Origin of the sequence: Flavobacterium panacis (genome assembly GCF_024649945.1) — a bacterium.
Classification (GTDB): Bacteria; Bacteroidota; Bacteroidia; order Flavobacteriales; family Flavobacteriaceae; genus Flavobacterium; species Flavobacterium panacis.
Genome location: NZ_JANKMS010000007.1, coordinates 252,527 through 273,729, shown reverse-complemented (window position 1 = coordinate 273,729; position 21,203 = coordinate 252,527). Strand labels below are relative to the sequence as shown.

Here is a 21,203-nt window from a genome sequence, read left to right as displayed (position 1 = left end):
ATTCCAGTTTTAGAGCCTGGAATTTGGATTTTAAAGTATTGGTATTTCAAACTTAATTATTCTGTTCAGCAATTGTAGATTTATTCAGTTTTACAATTCTGATCTTTTTATTGGTATTATCCGATAGAAAAATCAAATCATTCAACTGTGCTGTACTAACAATAGTTCCAAATGTATTTTTACCTAAAATATCCGAAGCATTTACAACCGCTTTATACTGCATTTTAATAAAATCTTCTTTCGGATATAATTTTAAATAAGAGTTACTTCCTATATTTTCTGAAGTTACAGCCCATTCAGAACTAAAATTCACTGCAATTGGTTTTACATCTAAAAACTGTACTTTTTGAGGCTCAATAGGAGTTGTTAATGAAGCTTCGGCATTGGTTTTAATGTTTGCAATGTTATAATACAAATAACTCTTGGCGTCTCTTCCTGCCACAACTAGATTTCCATCAACAATATCCATTGAATACACTTCTGTCCATCCGTTTAAAGTGTTCAATTTAGCGATAGGTTTTAAATTCCAATCGCTTGTTTCTATAATTTGAGAAGCGTCAAGTACTTTTATACTCTTTTCTTTTTCTTTTACGAAAACCAATCCGTCTTTTGCTACAACTCCAAAAACGTGCACAAAAGTGTTCCACCACTGGCCGTTTCCAACCGTACTGATTCCTGCATTTGTCATTTCATCAAAAACAAATAATCTCGATTCTGTACTTCCCAAATAGATGCGTCCTTTATCAACAGACACCGAAGTTAAACTCGTCAACGGAATTGTTGTACTTCCTTTTACATATTCTTTAATGGTTTTAATGTGATGAAAAGTAACAGCATTAAAAACTTCTAAAACATTTCCGTTCACAACATACAATTTCTCATTTGAAATGGCTATTCCTTTTGGATCAAATGCTTCGCTACTTCCAGGAATATCTGCTGTTGTAAGTGTTGCTACATCTGTTGGATAATAATAGGTATAATCTTTAGAAACTATATCGTCTTTGCTGCAATTGGTAAAAAAGCAAAGAACAAAAATTAAGGGCAAAATATGTTTCATCTCTATTTTATGTTTTAATTCCATTTTCCTTCGCCTTTATATTTCAGCAAAAATGGATTTTTTGGATTAATGGTAAATACTGGTTTTTTATAAGTTCCTTTTACGTAAGCCGTTTTCGCATACGTTTTTAAGATCTCTGGATCTGTAAACGGAAGATCATTTAAGTAAATCAAGTATTTATAAAAATCTGTAAGCATTTCCTGTTGGCCTCCACCCTCGCCACTGTTTGCTAAATTGCTGCTGTGACTAAAACCAATATGATGCGAATATTCGTGAGACCAAACCGACATTTCTCCTAACCAATGTCCAGTTACATAACCTGATTCCCATTGTGATGCTAGATTTCCTCCGCCCCATGCAGAATCTCCTCCAACCATAGCCATCCAAACCGTTCTTTTATCTAGATAATTCCAGTATATTTTTTCGATTTCTTCTTTAGAATAATAATCGTAAACCCCGTTGGCATCATCGGCATTTCCGTGCCAGTTTATGGCACCGTTTATGGCAGTTCCAGCTGTCGCCGCTTGCTCTTGTTTGTATTTGTCAAAATTGGTAAAAGTGCTATAATACAAAGGATGACTCAAAGCATAAGAATAATTGATAATCATTGTAATCGCTTCTTTTGCCAAAGCCGGATTCATCGGAAGATATTTACCCAATTCATTAATGTGATAACCATCATGGAACTGAACTAAATGCGTAGATTTTATCTTTTTAATTTTTTGAAACAAAGGATCATCACATTCCACAGAAAACTCAATTGTTCCAGAAGAAAATCCTTCAATTTTGTCAATCGTTACTGTGTTTCCAGTTTCTAACAAATAATCGTTTTTCTTATCTGCCAAAGGTAATTTATGAAACGAACGATGAAAAGCAGGTATTTTAGAAAAACTATAAATCACAAAGCGTTTATCGTAATTAGGCAGTTTCGCATAAATTTTGACATTTGAAAGTCCAACTGGTAAATAAAGCGAAACCTGAACAGAATCTTTTCCTTTTTGTATAACCTGAAGTGGTTCGTTTACTCGAAACCATCGATCGTTTTTATCATACATTCGGGCAGGATCTTCATTATCTTCAAACATCGTCATCGGATGGTTTTCTGCAGACAAAGCCGTGGCATCAATGCTTTGCAGATAATTGGGTTTGTACGAATCTCCTTCGTCACTGCAACCCAAAATGATACTTGACAATAGCGCAAGCAAAAAGAAGTGAGTGTTTTTTCTCATTTTTAAGTAAGTAGGTTTGGGGTTAAATATGCTGCAAAACTATAAATATGCTTGATAAAAACAAGCATATTGCAAGAAAAATACGAACATAAAGTTTACAAATAGTAAATTTTTGTAAACCCCTACTACACTTAAAAATCAGATTTTAAAGTTACTATCGAGTCAAATCTAAAGTTTTAATTTCGCGCAAATCAGAATCGAACTGAACAAAACTTGCCGGAAAATCCTGTTTGATTTTTCCTACTTTTACTTGTAAACCAATCGCTGAAGCAACTCTTGTTGTCGCCATTTTTACAGCTTCGTCTATCGAAACATTTAGATGATGGTAAGCGTTTTGTACTGCTTCTGTCATCGATATTGTTGCTCCTGCCAGATTACCATCTTCATTTCTATAAAAGCCATCTACTAAATGTGCATCAAAATTCTCCCATTTAAAATTGGCTACTTTTCGTCCTAGAAATGTGGCGTCACTGATTAGGAAGAATTTCTCTTTTTTTAATCTGTAAGCGACTTTTGCAGCGGCATAATCACAATGAACACCATCTAAAATTACAGGCGCATACACTTCATCATTTTCAAAAACAGCTCCAACCAAACCTGGCTCACGATGCCCAAATTGTGTCATGGCATTAAACAAATGCGTTACCAGATTTATTCCTTTTGCAAAATAAGGCTGTGCTTCTTTGTGTGTAATAGTCGAATGTCCAATCGAAATGGTTATTCCGCTTGCTATCAGCATATCCAACTGTTTTTCTGTAAAACACTCGGGAGCAATCGTGATGACTTTGATAATATCTTTTCCTTTTTCGATAATTTCTTGAAGTTCTTCGTTGGTTGGTTTTCTAACTTGATCAATGCTATGTGCACCTCGTCTTAACGGATTTAAAAACGGTCCTTCCAAATGCATTCCAATTACACCATTATGATGCTTTTTCATGTAATCACGAATAGCTTCAATTCCTTTTAAAATAGTTTCTTTTGAAGAGGAGATCAAACAAGGTAAAACATGAGTTGTGCCATATTTCATGCTTGCATCATAAATATCCTGAATGGTTTCTTCGTTTGGCGTCTGGCTGAAATAGAATTTTTCTCCACCATTAATTTGAATATCGATAAATCCTGCCGAAATATGATTGCCTCCCAAATCAATTTTATCGATATCGTTTGGGACTTCTTTTTGTACCGAAATAATTGTTCCGTTTTCTACAATTACAACTCCATTTTCAATTATTTCCTCACCTGTATGTACAACAGCATTGACAATCGCTTGTTTCATGTTCTAGTTTTTTTTCAAATTTAAAAAAGAAGTTCGATTTTTCAGTAAATAAAAAAGCTTCAGAAAAAAATCTGAAGCTTTAAAAAAAAAATAAACGCTGAAAATTAAATATTATGCAAACAGGTACAGAATGCATATTTTTTTAAAATCAATCTGGATTTGCCAATATTTTATACAATTCGGCATTCGAAAGATAAAACTGGTTTTCTAGACTAATCTGAGATAATTTAGCACTCACCAGATTGTTTTCTCTTGAGTTGATTAAGAAAATGGAACTTTCTCCGAATGAAAATAGTTTTTCTTCTGAGTTCAGCATTGTCATATAATCTTTTACCAGATTATCGATTACCATTTTTTGTTTTCTCAAAGAAGCAATTTCGGTCTGCTGTGCTTTAATTTTATTTTTAAGTTCTAATCGTTGTTGTCCGATATCAAACTGTAAATCCTGAATTTTAATCTTAGCCATTTTTAAATTTCCTCTTTCTTTTCTTAAGAAAATTGGAAAGCTAAAATCAATATTAAACTTATAATCGTCTGCGTTGAATGTATTCCAGTAATTTGGATCTGAAATATAATTATAACCTACATTTACTTTTGGAAGTAATGAATTGGCTTTTAATTGACGGTTTACTTCCAAAATATCCATCTTAGTTTCCAAAGACTGAATTTTAGGATGTGAATCTAACGATTCTACATCAACCATCATGGCATCTGTTCGCAATGTTTCTTCTATGGTCTGACCTAAATTTTGTTCTGGTTTTACTACATCTCCTAATTCAACCGGAACATTTTCAATCCATAAATAATTGGCCAGATTTAGTTTTGCTTTCGCCAGTTTCAGATTTCCGTTTTCAACATTCAGTTCTCGATTTCTCACTGTAATTTTAGCTTCAACACTATCAATTGCTGGCGAGTCTCCAGATTCTATTAATTTTTTGACTCCTGTAAAACGAGTACTTGCAAAACCTAAATAGCTTTTATAAAGCTCTGCTTCGTTATAGCTTTTTCTCCATTCAAAATACGCTTCACTTGCTTTCGCTAAAACGGCAATCGCTCTTAGTTTTCGTTCTGCATCACTTAGTTTTAGCTGCAATTTTCCTTCTCTCACATCAGCCATACGCTGATTGATAAACATTCCCTGACCCAAAGCCACACTTAAACCAAGCGAAGCCAAACCTGCTTGAGGTGTACGATTTTGTGGGTTATAATATTCCCCGTCTGTATCGTCAAAACCAGCTTTTACTTCAATTCCGTACCAAGTTGGAATTTTAAAACTACTGTTTAACAACGAATAATATTCTGTTCCTTTAAATTCTTTCTTACTGTAATCTACTTCAATTTTCGGGTCAAATCCGCCTCGGGCTGCCATTAATTTAGCCTGAGCATTACTCACTTCAAGATTGGCTTGTTTTACGAGTGGATGGTATTTTTTTACATATCCTAAAAACTCGCTGAAAGTAAGCTCTTCTTGATTAAAGTTTTGACTTTGAAGCGAAGAAAAACTCAATAGAAATAAGAAAGAAAACAATTTTACAAGATTTCTCATTTTATTTTTTCTCCTTTCCTTTTGCTTCTTTTTCTCCTGAATTATAATAATTTGGTGGGAATCCATTCAGGTTTCGCCAAATCTCGTACCAAACCGAAACGGTTTCTAATAAAGCAATACTTTGTGCTCCGGCTCCAATACTTAACTCTTTTGGCCAGTTACGATCTTCTCCGTCTGGAGAAACCAAAATTCTGTATTTCCCATTCGGACTAATAAAGTTTTCTATCGCTACGACTTTACCTCCATAAGTTCCGTAAGACAATCCAGGCCATCCTGAGAACACAATTCTAGGCCAACCATCAAACCAGACACGAACTTTTGCACCACGATGTACCAGTGGCAAATCGATTGGATCTACATAAGTCTCAACTCCAATATCATATTGAGAAGGCATAATACTTACAATAGAAGTTCCTTCTTTAATCGTTTCTCCAATACCAGCCAATAAAGCACGGTTAATATAACCGCTCTGAGGTGCTGTAATGTAGTACAAACCGTTTCTTAATTTATAATTGGTGTATTGGTTTTCTAGTTTATTTACTTGCGCTTCTGTATCGTATTGCGTGCTTAAAGCTGTAAATTTATCACTTCTAGATTTTGAAATTTTCTCTGTATACTCAGCCGTAATTCTGTTGATTTCTACTTTCGCATTAATCAATTCGTTTCTGCTGCTTAACAGTTTATTTTCCTGCGTAATAATATACGCTTCAGATTCTTGCAGTTTTAATCTTTTCTGCTCGACATCTGTCATTGGCTTCAAGCCCTCTTTATTCAATGCAGTCGAACGGTCAAATTGCGTTTTTGCGATTCTTAATTGCGTTCTAACGGCAACCAAATCCATACTGTCGCTTTTGATTTTCAGCTGTGCCTGACGAATTTTGTTTTGAGCTTGTTGTAATTTTAATTGTCTTTCTGTATTAAGAGACTGCGCCTGAACATCAAGAGAACCTACTTTATCACTGTATGATTCTACTGCCATCTTTTTAGCATCTACCTGTTGTTTGGTATTGTTAACCAAATTTGGATCCAAGTAATCTTCTTTAATCTCAGAAATAAAAAGAATTGTATCTCCTTTTTTTACATAATCACCTTCTTTTACAAACCATTTTTCGATTCGACCTGCAATAGCATTATGTACTGTTTGTGGTCTTTGATCTGGTTTTAAAGTCGTTACAGAACCATTTCCCGAGATATTTTGCGTCCAAGGCAGAAAAAGACAGCCCACACAAAAAATCAAGAAACCGATTATGACTTTATTTAAAATTCTATAATGAGGTCTACGAGCAACACTTGTAATCGACTTGTATTTGCCCGGAGTTATAAGTACGTTATTATCTTTAGATATATTGAGCATGATTAAAGCTTTATGTCGTTAATAATTTTTCCGTCATCGATGGTTATCATACGGCTGCATTTGCTCTTCCAGATATCGCTTTTAGAAGTTACAATTACAGTCCAGTCATTTTCTTCGGAAAGTAAAAAATCAACAATTTTATTCGAAGTCAATTCGTCCATTTTATCAACAGGATCTTCTAAGAATAAGATATTTGGTTTACCCACAATACTTCTTGCCAAAAGAATTTTTTGAACATCAGAAGCAGAAAGTTCACGACCTCCGGGATGAATTTGATTCTCTAATCCATTCTCGAAAGTTTTAATATATGGCGTAAGGCCAACATTATCTAAAGCCCATTTTAAATCGTCGCTATTTAGTTTTTCGTTTCCAAAAACAATATTTTCTCTAATTGTTCCTGCAAACAAAGTATCACCTTGCAGATAAGTTCCTGCTTGTGCTCTATAAGTATCTTCGGTAAGGCGGTTCATGTAATTATCCGTTACATACATAGCGCCGCTTTCTGGTTCTAAAACGCCAGACAATAATCGCAACAAAGTACTTTTTCCTGCCCCGTTTGTTCCTGTAAGAATGATTTTTTCTCCTTGAGAAATTTTCAGATTAATATTCTTAAGCGACTTTTTGTTGTGTTCTGGATAATTGTAATTGATACTTTCTGTTTCAATATTGATTCCTTTCTCCGTTTTGTCTGACGTCTCTGGAATACATGAAATTTCCATATCTGTAACCTGACCAATTTTTTCAACAGAAGTCAATACATCGTAAAAAGATTCTAATCCGAAGATGATTTTTTCTACTGAGTTGATCAATAATACAATTACGATTTCAGCTGCTACGAACTGCCCTATGTTCATTTGGTGGTGAATTACCAGAAAACCACCGATCGATAATAAGGCAGCAGTAACAATTACTTTAAAAATAGTCAGCTGAATATATTGTTTCTTCATTACCTGAAAGTGTTTTTCACGGTAATTTACATAGTTACTTACATATTTGTCATTTCTTTCCAAAGCATATTCGAAAGCACTTTTTCTACGGAAACTTTCACGATTACGTGCAATTTCCTGAAGCCAAGCCGCCACTTTATATTTAAACTTCGATTCGTTCAAACTTGTTTCTAAACCGTCTTTGTACGAAAATTTAAAAATGACATATAAAATCACAATAAAAAGAAGTCCGATTACCATAAAGAAAGAATGGTAAAGCACTAATAAAATAATTCCCAGACCAACTTGAAGGAATGCTGTACAGAAATCCAGAAGCAGTTTTGCTGTTCCTTTTTGCACCATTAAAGTATCGAAGAATCGATTGGCTTTTTCTGGCGCGTACTCAGAGTACATTTCTTTAAATTTGATTAAAGGCATTCTGTACGCAAATTCAAAAGAAGAACGCACAAAAATTCTCTGTTGCAGGTTTTCTACAATTCGCAGTTGCAGAATCGTCAGAATACCTCCAAAACCAACTCCAACTGTAACCAGGATCACAAGAACAATCCAGGAAACGCTTAGTTGTCCACTTTGAATAAAATTAATAATTGCCTGAATTCCTAAAGGCAGAGACAGGTTTACTAAACCTGCGAACGCAGCATAGAAGATAATTTGATATACATCACGTTTATCTAGCTGCAATAAGTTGTAAAATCGTTTAAATGGTGTCATGAATTTAGATATAAATACAAGATTATTACATAGAATAAATATACGGCAAAAACCGCACTTAAGATCAAGATTTTCGTCCTAATCCTTAAAAAACAAGTATTTATGAGTTCACCCGAGGAGGCGGTATATCTATTTTACCGTGAAAACCAAATGAGAAGATCGTATTGTCAATATATTTTTTTCCTTCAGATTCTATTAAGAAATAGAAATTAGGCATCAATGATTCTGATGAGACCAAATATTCCATTAAAGGAATTCCTTTTCCTAATTTGGCAGTTTTGGTTTCTTTTGTTTTATAATCATCCAGTTCTTCTGGAATTCCGTCACATTTGAAGATTTTTTTCAGGAAATTACAAGTAATCCCTTTGACCGTGTACGTTTCGGCATTAGCATTGATGATTCGGCTTACGCCATTTGAGATGTTTAAACTGCTGATCAAAAAGTAGCCGACTAGTAACACCTGAAGGCATTTACATAAAAAGCTATTTTTAATTTTATTCAACATATTCTAAAAAACAAAAGTTACATCTTCTCCAAAATCATTATTAAAAGACATCTATCACTACATTATTAATTTTCTGTCTTCTATTTTGCCTTCAAATTTATTTCTTAGTCTAAAAAACCACGCCGATTTTAGTCAAAACCTCAGTGATTTAGAGCTATTATCCAAATTTTTCTGAGCGCGCAATTTAGAGCCAATTTTTTTCTAGAACATTAAAATAACATTAGAATTTAGAATCGTTCAAAACTTTACAAAGAAATTAACAAGGCATTCTTACACTTTGAAATGTTATCGGAATTATATAACAACCTACCATAATTCTATAACTCGTAAAGAGATCTGAAATCTACTTTTGGATATCGAAAATTCGATGAAGTTTAATACAGCAAATTTTAAAAGTGTTACCCGATATAGAAACCCGATTTACAAACCATTTAATAAATGATCTCAATATGATTTATGCCAAAAATGATTTGACCCGATTTTTAGATGCTCAAAACAAATTGTACTTAACAGCCTATTCTGAACTTAAAAAAGGTAAAAAACAAACCAATTGGATGTGGTTTATTTTTCCGCAGATCCAAGGATTAGGTAAAAGTGCTCTTTCTGATTATTATGCTGTTGCCGATTTGAAAGAAGCAACTGAATTTTTAAATCATCCGATTTTGGCGAAACATTTAATTGAAATTTCAAAATTGTTGCTGACTTTTAAAAAGAAATCTGCTGAAGGTATTCTAGGCGAACTTGACGCCAGAAAACTGCACTCGTCTATGAGTTTATTTGTTCAGGTAGAAAATGCTAATCCAGTATTTCAGGAAGTTTTAGATACTTTCTTCTACGGACACTTAGATCAAATGACTTTAAATTTTACTCAAAAAACTGTAATCCTGCCAGAAACAGTACTTTCTTAATATTCTTAGAAAAAAAGGGAACGTCTATAACCGTTCCCTTTTTTGATTTAGTTCTATTTCAGATAATTTAGTTCAATTTTCTTACCTTAAGTCAAGAACATAAGTTCTTCACACCCATTACATTTGAGCATTATTAATCTAAAACTCATATGTAATTTATGAAATCATCAACCTATCTTAAAGTATTACTTTTTATTGCTGGACTAATCGGCTTTTCAATTGGCGTTGCACTTTTGTTTTTTCCCATTGCTTTTGAAGCTTCTGCAGAAATTCATCTCAATAAAAATGATTTTAATCTGTTAAGTGAAATCCGTTCTTCAGGAGGAACACTTATCGTTTTCGGAACTGTAATTTTAATGGGGGCTTTTAAACCTTCACTTACTAAGATTTCTTTGCAGACTGCAATTCTGTTATATTTTGCTTATGGATTTTCTCGATTGTATTCGATAATTGTTGATGGAATACCAAGTCAAACTATTCTAAATGCAGCCATTTCTGAAATCGTAATTGGAGCTATTTGCACTATTTTTTATTTCAAAAACAAAGAATAAAATTTAAGCATATGGAAAATATTTTAATGAACTAGATTCTCTATTTCTGAAAAATCCTTTTCCTAATTCTACTTAGAGATTCTGGCGTAATACTCAAATAACTGGCAATGTAAACCAGCGGTATTCGGTTTAAAAAATTAGGGTTCGATTTCATGAATTTCAGATAACGCTCTTTGGGATTGTAATTGTTTAATAAGGCAATATATCGTTCAGCTTTTCTATAATCTGAAACCATAATCAATGACGTAATATGTTCCAAAATCGGACTTTTTAACTGCATCTCTAATTCTTTTTCCCGAGTGCCGCTCACTAAAATAGTATCTTCTAAACATTGAATATTGAACTCTGAAGGTTTTCCGTCCAAATAACTGGAATAGATAACCAAAGGCATTTCTTCAATAAAAAATCCAGTAGTTTTTTCTTCACCATCAATACTTTTAAATTGTCTCAAACAACCTTTTAAAACCAAATAACATTTATCACTAATCTGCCCCTCCAACACCACAAACGCTCCTTTTTTAAAAGTTTCAATTGTAGTATTTTCTATAATTAAATCAATATCTTCAGGTTTGAATCTGTTGAATTGTTCTAGAAATTTTCGAAGCAGATCGTTCATTATTAAAGTTGGAAGTTTTTTATTTTAAAAGTAACAAAACATTTTAAGGTATTGAATTTGAGCTGCAAACTTTTTAAAAAATTATACTTTCAATCTATTTTTCATCTTATAATTATTGTATTTTTGGACCAGTAAATAGATTTCATTTCTAAATCAAATACAGTCCAGATGCTTCGTCCATGGCCCTTAGAAATTCAGCTTGACAAAAAATCAGATAAAGCGATTTACCTTCAAATTGCCGATGCCGTAATTGATGCGATTAAAACAGGAAAATTAATTAGTGGCAACGCTCTTCCTGGAAGCAGGCAATTGGCAGAATTATTAAAAGTAAACAGAAATACGGTCGTTGAAGCTCTAGACGTTTTGATTGCCGAAGGCTGGCTTATCTCTGTTGACCGAAAAGGAACTTTTGTTACTGAATCACTTCCTAAATTTTCTCTTAAGTCAGAAAATAAACAAGAACAACAATCTTTTATTGAAGAACCCAAAAGTCATTTAATTTTTGATGATGGGCTTCCCGACAGCCGATTGGCGCCAATGAACGATCTCGCAAGGGCATATCGTGAATTGTTCAGCCGAAAATCACGCTGGCAGATTATGGGTTACAGTAGTGAACTGGGAAATCTCGAATTTAGAAAATCAATTACTCAAATGCTGAATTTTAAACGTGGCATGAGTATTTCGCACGATCAAATTTGTATTACGCGAGGCAGTCAAATGGCGATGTATCTAGCTTCGCATTGTATTTTAAAATCGGGGGATTATGTTTTGGTTGAAAATCCTGGTTACAAACCTGCTTGGGAAGCTTTTGAAAATGCTGGCGCAATTCTACTTCCTGTCAATGTAGAACCAGACGGATTGGATATCGACCAAGTCGAAAAATACCTGCAGCACAAAAACATAAAAGCCATCTACGTTACACCTCATCATCAATTTCCGACTACAGTAACTTTGTCTTTAAAAAAGAGATTAAAATTGATTGAACTTTCTAATCAATATCATTTTACAATTATTGAAGACGATTATGATAATGAGTTTCATTTTGGGCAACGACCAATACTTCCGATTTCAAGTTATTCCGCTCTTAAGAATTACATTTATATTGGCACTTTCAGCAAAATTGTCGCGCCTGCCTTACGTATCGGATATTTAGCGAGTTCGCATGAGAACATTCAAAAAATTGGAAATCATAGAAAAATCATCGATGTTCAGGGCGATAATATTATGGAAGAAGCAATTTTAAACCTCATCAATGAAGGTAAAATAAAGCGTCATCTTAAAAGAGCCAATTTAGTTTATAGAAGTAAAAGAGATTATTTTGAAAGTGTCTTAAATCAATATCTTCAAGACAAAATCACGTTTACAAAACCAGAAGGCGGACTTGCCTTTTGGATTGTTCCAAATTCAGAAGTTAATGTTCTGGAAATTTTTGAAAAACTAAAGTCTCAAGGCGTTCAGATTATGAGTCCAAACCGATTTAGTTTTGATGAAACGATTAAAGGTTTCCGTTTGGGTTACGCTTCTCTTTCTGAAAAACAAATTGAAGAAGGAATAAAAGCGCTTGCAAAATTGTTATAAAAAAACCTTCGACTTCGGTCAGGGTGACACACAGTTTTTCCGGCTGAGCGAAGTCGAAGCCTTTTTTTCTACCACATAGAAACATAGATTTTATATTTATTGAAAGGATAAAAATAGAATGACTGGTCATTACACATAGCTATGTGCATTAATGAAAGTGAAACGCCTTTTTAAAGTATTTGAAAAACTATGTTTCTATGTGTTTAAAATAAATCAATTACAGTTTTCCATTTCAATAATAGAAAAACCATTTTCTCTAACTTGATTTTCTACTTCTATCGGTGCTCTATCAATATGACAAAAACGACATTCTTTAGAAGATAAGGCTTGCCCTTCTTGATCTACACTTTTCAGATATAATTTTCCGTATTCATAAACTTGTTCTGCATCGTTAACATTTTCGTCTACTAAAATATCAAAGTGCATAATTTTTCCATCTTTGCGGGTTACATAAGTATCCCAAACTGCTATTTTCATTTTTTTTAAGGTGCTAAGATTCTATCCCAATAGTTATCGGGACTAAGTTTTTCTCTCTGCAAATTTATTCTGGTTTTGAAAATAGTGAATCATCCAGTTTTTTCATTTTTTAAGAGGTACTGGTCCAGTTGAAATTGTTCTCTGAAATTTTATGTTCTGATTTATAAAACAATTGCCTCCATCTTTAGATGGAGGTATATAAAATTAGCTTAAGAATGGCTTTAGCCTAAACTACACCTATTTGGCTAAAGCCCAACTTGAATAGCTTAACTAAAAATCCCCTAGTTGCAACTAAGGGCTATGGAAAAATTCAATGACTACTATTTGCCTAACACAATTTATATTGTTCTATTTCATTTAATTAAATCATTTCATCTGGACCACATTTAATTATAAAAACTGGATCAAAAACACCTTCCAGATTAGGCTTAATTTTGTGGTATGAAAAACGATATTATTTTTAATTTGATTAAAGTCCATCAGCGGATTGAAAATGCTTGCGTATTGGCTGGAAGAAATCCCGCTGATGTGCAGCTTTTATTGGCTACTAAAACTGTTCCGGCAGAACAAATACGAATTGCAATTGAAGCTGGCGAAACTTTGATGGGCGAAAATAAAATGCAGGAATTGCGGGATAAAAATGATATTTTAAAAAATCTTCCTGTTGAACGGCATTTTATTGGTCATCTTCAAACCAATAAAGTAAAAGATGTTTTAAAATATGTGACTTGCATTCAATCTTTGGATCGAATAAATCTGGCTGATGAATTGCACAAACAGCTTCAAAACCAAAATAGAAAATTAGATGTTTTTGTTCAGGTGAATACTTCTTATGAAGAAAGTAAATTCGGATTGGCGCCAGAGGATGTTTTGTCTTTCATCAAAAAAATAAAAACATACGAAACCTTAAATATTAAGGGGTTAATGAGCATCGGACTTTTGGATGTTGAAAAAGAAAAAATGATTCCGTCTTTACGACTTTTGAGAACCGTTCGAGATGAAATTTACGCTGAAGGAATTGAAGGTTTAGAAGATTTAAAACTTTCGATGGGAATGTCACAAGATCTAGAACTGGCAATTGCCGAAGGTTCTAATATGGTGAGAATTGGCACTTCAATCTTTGGAAATCGTTTTATAGGAAAAGAGATCTGGAATGAAAACATTGCAGAATAAAACTTAATTTTGCACCAAATAAAAACGCAGATGAACCTGAATGATCTTACTGTAATTGATACTGAAAAAATAGCTTTAGATGATTTGTTTTTTAGCGAAGAAAATAAAGCTTCGTTGCTTCAAATTATCAAAGAGCATCAATATATTGACGAACTAAAAAAATACAATCTTAAAGTTGACAACAAGATTTTACTACACGGAAGTTCTGGCTGTGGTAAAACCACAACAGCAAAAGCAATTGCTCATACTTTAAACAAAAAGATTATCATTATTAACCTCAGCACAATTATTGACGCAAGAATTGGGGAAACTTCTAAAAATCTAAAAGCAATTTTCGACAAAGCAATTCGCGAAAGAGCTGTTCTATTTTTGGATGAATTTGACCAAATTGGTAAAAGCCGTGACAGCGACGATAAAGATGTAGGCGAAATGAGACGCTTGGTTAATACGATAATTCAACAAATGGATTATTTTCCTGCAGATAGTTTATTAATTTGCGCGACGAATCATTACGAAATAATTGACAGCGCTTTATTAAGAAGATTTCAGCTTCGTTTGAAATATGAAATGCCTTCTGAGAGTTATCTGGATATTTATTACGACAAAATTTTAAGTGAATTTCCTGAGCAATTTCAAAACATAGAAAGACGTTATTCTATTTCTTACGCCGAAGCTTTAGATTACATCCATACTTCTATGAAAAAACAAATTATCGCTTCTTTAGATATTCAACAATAAATCAAAAAACCCGCTGTAAATACAACGGGTTTTTCTTTTTGGAGTTTTATATAATAGAAATGAATAGTGTACTAAATTATAATCCTCTTGTCAACCATCCTCTTTTGTTAGCTGTTGCTATCGCATAAGGCGCAATCCAGAATAAACTGAAAGTGTAGAAAACACTATAAGAATAAGCCCAGAAAGACTCAGACAAGTTGTATCTTTTTGCATAAAACAACATAGAGAAACTTGAGAAAATTAAGATTCCTAAAAATGTTGAACTTAAAAATAATATCGGGTGAACTGCAATAAAATAGAACATAAATAAGATAAACGGATAAGTCATCGCAATTTTAAAGAATTGGTTCAAAAACAACATTCTTGCACCAAATTTTGACTCTTTTCTAAAATCTGTGAAAACATATTTTGCCATCATCAAATTCTCACGAACGTTACTTCTCGCCCATCTGATGAACATTTTGTATAATCCTTTATATTCTTCAGGAACATTAGTCAATACCACTGCATTTCTTTGAAATCTAACTTCAAAACCTTGTTTCAAAATCATATTAGTCAAAGCACGGTCTTCTCCAATATCTGATGGTTGTCCCATGAAAGTCTGGTTAATCCATTCTGGAAGACAGTTAAAAACAGCATCTCTTTTGTAAGCTGCCAAAGCTCCAGGTGTACATAATACAGAACCTAGTTGACTTTCTACAGAGCGTTGAAATTCAAAACTCATTACAAAACTTACATTCAGCATTTTTGGTAAAATAGCAGATTTGTTGTTTAAAACCTGAACGTTTCCTGCAACCGCTCCACATTTTTTGTTCACTACAAACGGACTAACTAAATTTCTTAAAGTGTCTTTTTTCACAATAGAATCACTATCTACTGTTACAAAGATTTCACCAGTTCCTAATTTGAATCCTCTGTATAATGCCTGACGTTTTCCTTGGTTTTTTGGTTGTTGAAAAATCGTTACACGATCTCCTAATTTTGCTTTTGCTTGCTCCATCCAGTACCAAGTATCATCTTTACTTCCATCGTCGATAGCCAAAAGCTGTAATTTTTCTGCTGGATAATCACTATCTGCAAGACTCAATAAAGTGTCCCAAACTAATTTTCCTTCATTATAAGCCGGAACGATAATCGTACAAGTCGGCAATAATTCGTCAGATACAGATTCGATTGGTTTATATCTTAAATACAAATAAGAGCTGTACAAGAAAACTCCCGTCTGATAGAAGAACAAAAGTGTTGTGATGATTAAAAATGGTAATCCCCAGGTTGATGCGATTCTTTCAAAATGAAATTGTTCGAAATCGTCCTGTAATAAAAATACAGAACAAACACCTGCAATCATCAATAAAAATGTGGCAATGATAATGGTTAATCCAATTGGACTAGTTGGTCTTGTTACATGTATTTGTTTTGCTTTTTCATTAGTTCTAAAAAAAGAACCACTTAATGATTTTTCGCTGATAGCTGAACTATTGTTCGCATAAAATTGTTCTGAGATAATTGTTTCGCTTTCCATGCTTATACTCCTTTTTTGATTGCTTAATTATGGGCTTTTAGTAAAATCTTTCTTTTTCTGATTTATGTATCTCATCTGAGAGAAACAATAAAAAAACAAACACATCAAGATTTTGTCATAAACACAATTTGCAAGTGGCGTGCCAATACGTTTTGAAGCTGTTATAGAGCTATTTATAAAAAAACGTTTCAAAAAGAGTGTGTAATTATTTTACACTTTGTGGATAGTGTATACAGTAAACATGTAACTTTTGGGATTAAAAAGACTCCATTTTAAAGGACTTTTAAGAGATTGGGTTCTCTCCTTAATTGCTATTTTTTTCAAAATAACCAGTGAATTATTTAAAACGTAAATAGTAAAACAAAATTGTGCAGAAGATACCTAAAGTGTAATTTCATTCCTCATTTTGTTAGACGGTTAAAAACATTCTTTGTAAAAAAACAGGAAATCTGAACGAAAAAAGTTAAATTTAACGAAATAAATATAACCCTAAATTGATTTTATAAGAAAATGAATACAGAGCGCTATAATCTTTTGCTGGCTGATGATGATGATGATGACTGCCTTTTCTTTAAAGAAGCTCTCGACGAGACGTCAATAAATGCAATACTTTATGTGGTGCACGATGGTGTACAATTGATGGATTATTTAAAATCAAATACGACAACTAATTTCCCTGATGTACTTTTCCTTGATTTAAACATGCCAAGAAAAAACGGATTAGAATGCCTGGCAGAAATTAAAGCAGATGAAAAACTACAAAAATTGCCCGTTATTATCTTCTCAACCTCTTTGGATAGTGAGATTGTAAATAATCTGTATAAAAATGGCGCTTCTTTTTATATTCGAAAACCTGGTGATTTTTCCAAGTTAAAGAGAGTTATTGAAATAGCGCTGACGACTGCATCGGAGAACAATTTCAAACAGCCCGAAAGAGCTAACTTCATATTACAACCCTAAATCTGCCTTCTAATGAACCGCAATAAAAAGGAGCATTATTTTCTTTCCGATGGAGGAGAAATGGGAAGCTTAATACGTTCCGCAGATTGGAGTAAAACACCTTTGGGTGATCCCGAAAAATGGCCGCAGAGTTTAAAAACAATGACCGCCATGATGCTCGGCAATCCTTTTGGAATGTACATTGCCTGGGGAAAAAACTATATACAATTATATAATGATGCTTTTCGTCCTATTTTAGGTGCTTCCAAACATCCTGAAGCTTTAGGCGGAAGTTCTCAAAATACATTTGCTGAAATCTGGGATACAATTGGTCCTATGTTTACAGATGTTATGAAAGGTAAAGCAGTGAGTTTTCCTGATTTTAAAGTACCGCTTCATCGAAACGGTTATACAGAAGATTGTTTTTTTGATTTTTCGTATAGTCCAATAAAAATAGAAGATGGCTCTATTGGCGGTATCTTAGTGACTGTAATAGAAACTACAGAAAAGAAAATCGTTGCAGATGCCCTTCAGGAAAGTAATGCACGATTTGTCAATAATATTATGCAGGCTCCAGTGGCGATGTGCATTTTTAGAGGAGAAAATCATATTGTTGAAATTGCCAACGAGCAGATGATTCAGCTATGGGGAACAACTGAAAAAAGCATTATTAACAAACCCATTTTTGAAACACTTCCTGAATTAAAAAAATTAGGTCTTGATGAAATTCTTCATACTGTTTTTACAAATGGTAAAAAAATTATGACCAACGAAAATTTTGTTCAATTAAACCGAAACGGCCAAACCGAAAATACCTATGTCAATTTTGTTTATGAAGCTCTTAGAGAAGCTGACGGAACCATTTCGGGCGTTGCTGCAATTGCAACCGAAGTCACAGCTCAGGTTCTGGCACGTTCTAAAGTAGAAGAAAGCGAACAGAAAATCAGACAGCTGGTAGAAAATGCTCCTTTTCCTATTGGAGTATATGTAGGTAAAGAAATGCGTATTGAACTAGCCAATGAATCTATTATAAAAATTTGGGGAAAAGGTCCCGACGTAATTGGAAAAACCTATACCGAAATTCTTCCAGAATTAAAAGATGCTCCTATTTTTAAACAAGTTCAAACCGTTTACGAAACAGGACAATCTTTTCATTCTCAAAACACCCGAATTGATATTCTGGTTGATAATGTATTAAAGACCTCTTATTTCAATTACAGTTTTACGCCTCTTTACGATACAAATGGAAAAGTTTACGGTGTAATGAATACTGCTGTAGAAATCACGGATTTATTCTTGGCTAAACAAAAAATCGAAGAAAGCGACAAGCGTTTTAGAGATACCGTTCGACAAGCTCCTGTAGGAATTGCAATTCTTCGTGGTCCTGATTATGTAGCTGAAATGGCCAACGAAGCGTATCTTAAATTAATCGATCGAGAAGAGAAATCGTTTGTTGGAAAACCTTTATATGAATCTCTTCCAGAAGTAAAAGAAGTAGTTCGTGACTTATTAGACGGTGTATTAAATACAGGAATTCCCTTTCATGGAAATGAAGTTCCAGTTCCCATTAATCGCTATGGAAGAATCGAAATTTGTTATTTTGATTTTCTTTATAACCCATTAAAAGAAGAAAACGGAACCATTTCTGGAATTTTAGTAACTGTTACAGAAGTAAGCGAAAAGGTCGAAGCCCGAAAAAAAATAGAACTTAATGAAGATCGTCTTAAAATTGTTGTCGAAGCCAGTGAATTGGGAACTTGGGAATTGAATGTAAAAACCCGAAACCCAATTTATTCTCAAAGATATCTCGAAATTATCGGCGGCTATAAAGAAAAGATCAATTTAACTCACGAAGAATTACTGGCGCATCTGCATCCAGATGATTTACATATTAGAAATAAAGGTTTCAAAGAAGCTATAAGTTCTGGCTTTTTAAATTATGAAGTACGTGTAATCTGGAAAGATCAATCTATCCATTGGGTTGAAGGCAAAGGAAAAGTCTTTTACGATGAAAATCAGGAGCCAGAAAAACTTATTGGAACCATTCGTGATATTACCGAAGAGAAAAAATATAAACAGAAAATAGAAGAAAGCGAAAAGAAACTGCGCAATCTTATTATGCAGTCGCCTGTGCCAAAAGCAATTTTGAGAGGTGATGACTTTGTTGTTGAAATGGCCAATTTTGTTCTACTGAATAATATTTGGAAAAAAGAAGAAACAGAAGTACAAGGAAAAAAATTATTCGAAATATTCCCTGAGCTCAAAACACAGCCTTATGGCAAAATACTAAAAGAAGTCTATAAAACTGGAATTATATATTCGGAATCAGAATCACTTCTCTTTATTGAAGATGAAAATGACGGCCGAGAATTTTATGTTGATCTTGAATTTGCACCACTTCGCGAAAGTGACAATTCAATTTCAGGAGTTAGAATGACCTTGATTGACGTTACCGAAAAAGTAGAAGCCAGAAAAAAAATCGAAGAAAGCGAAATGCGTTTCCGTTCTCTTACCGAAAGTATTCCGCAGTTAATTTGGGAAACCGATGCAGAAGGTGGCGCTTTATTTACTTCAGGAAAATGGCTTGAATATACTGGAATCCAACCTGGCGTTGAAGGTGCTTGGGAAGCCATGATACATCCAGAAGATTTTCAAGAAAACGTTAGAATCTGGCAAAATGCACTTCTTACTGGAGAAATGTATCGATGCGATGTTAGAATGCGAAGAAAAGACGGCAGTTATAGATGGCACACTGTCATTGGAGAACCTGTTTTCAATATTGATAATAAAATTATAAAATGGGTTGGCGCTTTTACCGATATTCATACTGAAAAAGCCTTTACACACGAACTCGAACAACAGGTTACAGCTCGAACAAGAGAATTAATTCAGATGAATGAATCGCTTAGAAAAAGTGAAGAGCGTTATCATTTAATGGTAGAAGAAATTCAGGAATATGCCATTCTATACCTCAACCGAGATGGTATTATCGAAAATTGGAATGTTGGTGCTGAAAAAATAAAAGGTTATAAAGCAGAAGAAATTATCGGAAAATATTTTTCTGTTTTTTATACCAAAGAAGATCAAGAAAGAAACCTTCCTGAAGAACTTTTACAGCGTGCAAGAGAAAAAGGAAAAGCAATTCACGAAGGCTGGCGTACACGCAAAAACGGAAATTTATTCTGGGCAAGCGTTGTCATTACAGCTGTTCACAATAAACAAGGTGAAGTTATTGGTTTCTCAAAAGTGACACACGATTTAACCGATAAGAAAAGAGCAGACGACACCTTAAAGTTGAATGCTATGGAACTGGAGCAGAAAAACAATGAACTTGAAGAAATGAACAAAGAGTTACAGTCCTTTGCTTATATTTCAAGTCATGATTTACAGGAGCCACTTCGAAAAATTCAGACTTTCGCTTCGCAGATTATAGAAAAGGAAGCTGTTAATTTATCAGAAAATGGATTAGATAAATTTAGAAGAATGCAAAATGCCGCTCAGCGAATGCAGACTTTGATTAACGATTTGCTCTCTTATTCGAGAACTAATATTCAGGAACGTGTTTTTGTAAAAACAGATCTTGTACAAATTATTGAAGAAGTAAAAGAAGATTTAAAAGAAGAACTAGAACAAAAAAATGCTCTAATTGAAGTAAACGAAACATCAGAAGTAGATATTATTCCGTTTCAGTTCAAGCAATTATTGTATAATTTGATAAGCAATTCACTAAAGTTTTCAGATCCTGAAACTCCGATTAAAATTATAATCAAAAGTGAAACTAAGACTGGAAAAGATTTCAATATTGAAAAATTATTGTCTTATAAAAACTATTGTCACATTCAAGTTTCGGACAACGGAATTGGTTTTGAATCACAATACAACAAAAAGATATTTGAAGTCTTTCAACGTTTACACGGAAGAGACCGCTACAACGGAACTGGAATTGGTCTTGCAATCGTAAAAAAAATTGTAGAAAACCATAACGGCTTTATTACAGCTTCGGGCGTACAAAACAAAGGAGCTTCTTTTGATATTTATATTCCAGTCAACTAAAAAATTCAAAATCCCATAAAAAA

17 protein-coding genes are annotated in these 21,203 nt (G+C 33.6%); 7 read left to right on the top strand and 10 right to left on the bottom strand.

What is annotated here, in order from left to right; genetic code table 11:
* Window positions 1-52: 52 nt before the first annotated feature.
* From NQQ59_RS16280 to NQQ59_RS16250, 7 genes are all read right to left on the bottom strand, one after another.
* On the bottom strand, window positions 53-1,057 hold the full coding sequence (locus NQQ59_RS16280; protein ID WP_257698391.1) for an NHL repeat-containing protein: 1,005 nt from the start codon (window positions 1,055-1,057) through the stop codon (window positions 53-55).
* Between the two features lie 14 nt (window positions 1,058-1,071).
* Window positions 1,072-2,286: a hypothetical protein gene (locus tag NQQ59_RS16275; protein ID WP_144218676.1), complete on the bottom strand. Its 1,215-nt coding sequence runs from the start codon at window positions 2,284-2,286 to the stop codon at window positions 1,072-1,074.
* Window positions 2,287-2,440: 154 nt separating this feature from the next.
* Window positions 2,441-3,562 (bottom strand): N-acetylglucosamine-6-phosphate deacetylase, encoded by a 1,122-nt coding sequence (nagA, locus tag NQQ59_RS16270; protein ID WP_144218674.1) that lies wholly within the window; start codon window positions 3,560-3,562, stop codon window positions 2,441-2,443.
* Between the two features lie 148 nt (window positions 3,563-3,710).
* On the bottom strand, window positions 3,711-5,108 hold the full coding sequence (locus tag NQQ59_RS16265; protein ID WP_144218672.1) for a TolC family protein: 1,398 nt from the start codon (window positions 5,106-5,108) through the stop codon (window positions 3,711-3,713).
* A gap of 1 nt (window position 5,109) precedes the next feature.
* Window positions 5,110-6,462 carry an HlyD family secretion protein gene (locus tag NQQ59_RS16260; protein WP_144218670.1) on the bottom strand — a complete coding sequence of 451 codons (1,353 nt, stop codon included), beginning with the start codon at window positions 6,460-6,462 and terminating at the stop codon, window positions 5,110-5,112.
* Window positions 6,463-6,464: 2 nt separating this feature from the next.
* The gene (locus tag NQQ59_RS16255) at window positions 6,465-8,120 is read right to left on the bottom strand and encodes a peptidase domain-containing ABC transporter (protein ID WP_144218668.1); all 1,656 of its coding nucleotides are present in this window, start codon (window positions 8,118-8,120) and stop codon (window positions 6,465-6,467) included.
* A gap of 100 nt (window positions 8,121-8,220) precedes the next feature.
* A complete protein-coding gene (locus NQQ59_RS16250) occupies window positions 8,221-8,580 on the bottom strand; it encodes a hypothetical protein (RefSeq protein ID WP_257698390.1) in 360 nt (119 codons plus the stop codon).
* A gap of 494 nt (window positions 8,581-9,074) precedes the next feature.
* On the opposite strand from NQQ59_RS16250, the gene NQQ59_RS16245 reads away from it, so the two are divergent.
* Complete coding sequence (locus NQQ59_RS16245) at window positions 9,075-9,533, top strand: DUF1810 domain-containing protein (RefSeq protein WP_144219828.1); 459 nt, start codon at window positions 9,075-9,077, stop codon at window positions 9,531-9,533.
* 158 nt (window positions 9,534-9,691) lie between these two features.
* Window positions 9,692-10,084 carry a DUF4345 domain-containing protein gene (locus tag NQQ59_RS16240; RefSeq protein WP_144218664.1) on the top strand — a complete coding sequence of 131 codons (393 nt, stop codon included), beginning with the start codon at window positions 9,692-9,694 and terminating at the stop codon, window positions 10,082-10,084.
* A 40-nt stretch (window positions 10,085-10,124) separates the two neighbouring features.
* Here NQQ59_RS16240 and NQQ59_RS16235 read toward each other — a convergent pair whose 3' ends face one another.
* A complete protein-coding gene (locus tag NQQ59_RS16235) occupies window positions 10,125-10,700 on the bottom strand; it encodes a Crp/Fnr family transcriptional regulator (RefSeq protein WP_144218662.1) in 576 nt (191 codons plus the stop codon).
* 168 nt (window positions 10,701-10,868) lie between these two features.
* On the opposite strand from NQQ59_RS16235, the gene pdxR reads away from it, so the two are divergent.
* Complete coding sequence (gene pdxR, locus NQQ59_RS16230) at window positions 10,869-12,278, top strand: MocR-like pyridoxine biosynthesis transcription factor PdxR (protein ID WP_144218660.1); 1,410 nt, start codon at window positions 10,869-10,871, stop codon at window positions 12,276-12,278.
* Between the two features lie 213 nt (window positions 12,279-12,491).
* Here pdxR and NQQ59_RS16225 read toward each other — a convergent pair whose 3' ends face one another.
* Entirely contained in the window at window positions 12,492-12,755 is a 264-nt protein-coding gene (locus NQQ59_RS16225) for a DUF2024 family protein (protein ID WP_144218658.1), read from the bottom strand.
* A gap of 441 nt (window positions 12,756-13,196) precedes the next feature.
* Between NQQ59_RS16225 and NQQ59_RS16220 the strand changes: the two genes are divergently transcribed.
* Window positions 13,197-13,928, top strand: a complete 732-nt coding sequence (locus tag NQQ59_RS16220; protein ID WP_144218656.1) for a YggS family pyridoxal phosphate-dependent enzyme — start codon at window positions 13,197-13,199, stop codon at window positions 13,926-13,928.
* 30 nt (window positions 13,929-13,958) lie between these two features.
* Window positions 13,959-14,666: an AAA family ATPase gene (locus NQQ59_RS16215; protein ID WP_144218654.1), complete on the top strand. Its 708-nt coding sequence runs from the start codon at window positions 13,959-13,961 to the stop codon at window positions 14,664-14,666.
* A 76-nt stretch (window positions 14,667-14,742) separates the two neighbouring features.
* Here the strand turns inward: NQQ59_RS16215 and NQQ59_RS16210 are convergent, their stop codons facing one another.
* The gene (locus NQQ59_RS16210; RefSeq protein WP_144218652.1) at window positions 14,743-16,188 is read right to left on the bottom strand and encodes a glycosyltransferase; all 1,446 of its coding nucleotides are present in this window, start codon (window positions 16,186-16,188) and stop codon (window positions 14,743-14,745) included.
* A 510-nt stretch (window positions 16,189-16,698) separates the two neighbouring features.
* Between NQQ59_RS16210 and NQQ59_RS16205 the strand changes: the two genes are divergently transcribed.
* Complete coding sequence (locus NQQ59_RS16205) at window positions 16,699-17,148, top strand: response regulator (protein ID WP_144218649.1); 450 nt, start codon at window positions 16,699-16,701, stop codon at window positions 17,146-17,148.
* A 12-nt stretch (window positions 17,149-17,160) separates the two neighbouring features.
* A complete protein-coding gene (locus tag NQQ59_RS16200; protein ID WP_144218647.1) occupies window positions 17,161-21,180 on the top strand; it encodes a PAS domain S-box protein in 4,020 nt (1,339 codons plus the stop codon).
* Window positions 21,181-21,203 lie beyond the last annotated feature (23 nt).

Excerpts from the sequence above, each read along its gene's own strand:
- NQQ59_RS16280 (WP_257698391.1), bottom strand. The coding sequence starts at position 1,057 with ATGAAACATATTTTGCCCTTAATTTTTGTTCTTTGCTTTTTTACCAAT.
- NQQ59_RS16275 (WP_144218676.1), bottom strand. The coding sequence starts at position 2,286 with ATGAGAAAAAACACTCACTTCTTTTTGCTTGCGCTATTGTCAAGTATC.
- nagA (WP_144218674.1), bottom strand. The coding sequence starts at position 3,562 with ATGAAACAAGCGATTGTCAATGCTGTTGTACATACAGGTGAGGAAATA.
- NQQ59_RS16265 (WP_144218672.1), bottom strand. The coding sequence starts at position 5,108 with ATGAGAAATCTTGTAAAATTGTTTTCTTTCTTATTTCTATTGAGTTTT.
- NQQ59_RS16260 (WP_144218670.1), bottom strand. The coding sequence starts at position 6,462 with ATGCTCAATATATCTAAAGATAATAACGTACTTATAACTCCGGGCAAA.
- NQQ59_RS16255 (WP_144218668.1), bottom strand. The coding sequence starts at position 8,120 with ATGACACCATTTAAACGATTTTACAACTTATTGCAGCTAGATAAACGT.
- NQQ59_RS16245 (WP_144219828.1), top strand. The coding sequence starts at position 9,075 with ATGATTTATGCCAAAAATGATTTGACCCGATTTTTAGATGCTCAAAAC.
- NQQ59_RS16240 (WP_144218664.1), top strand. The coding sequence starts at position 9,692 with ATGAAATCATCAACCTATCTTAAAGTATTACTTTTTATTGCTGGACTA.
- NQQ59_RS16235 (WP_144218662.1), bottom strand. The coding sequence starts at position 10,700 with ATGAACGATCTGCTTCGAAAATTTCTAGAACAATTCAACAGATTCAAA.
- pdxR (WP_144218660.1), top strand. The coding sequence starts at position 10,869 with ATGCTTCGTCCATGGCCCTTAGAAATTCAGCTTGACAAAAAATCAGAT.
- NQQ59_RS16225 (WP_144218658.1), bottom strand. The coding sequence starts at position 12,755 with ATGAAAATAGCAGTTTGGGATACTTATGTAACCCGCAAAGATGGAAAA.
- NQQ59_RS16220 (WP_144218656.1), top strand. The coding sequence starts at position 13,197 with ATGAAAAACGATATTATTTTTAATTTGATTAAAGTCCATCAGCGGATT.
- NQQ59_RS16215 (WP_144218654.1), top strand. The coding sequence starts at position 13,959 with ATGAACCTGAATGATCTTACTGTAATTGATACTGAAAAAATAGCTTTA.
- NQQ59_RS16210 (WP_144218652.1), bottom strand. The coding sequence starts at position 16,188 with ATGGAAAGCGAAACAATTATCTCAGAACAATTTTATGCGAACAATAGT.
- NQQ59_RS16205 (WP_144218649.1), top strand. The coding sequence starts at position 16,699 with ATGAATACAGAGCGCTATAATCTTTTGCTGGCTGATGATGATGATGAT.
- NQQ59_RS16200 (WP_144218647.1), top strand. The coding sequence starts at position 17,161 with ATGAACCGCAATAAAAAGGAGCATTATTTTCTTTCCGATGGAGGAGAA.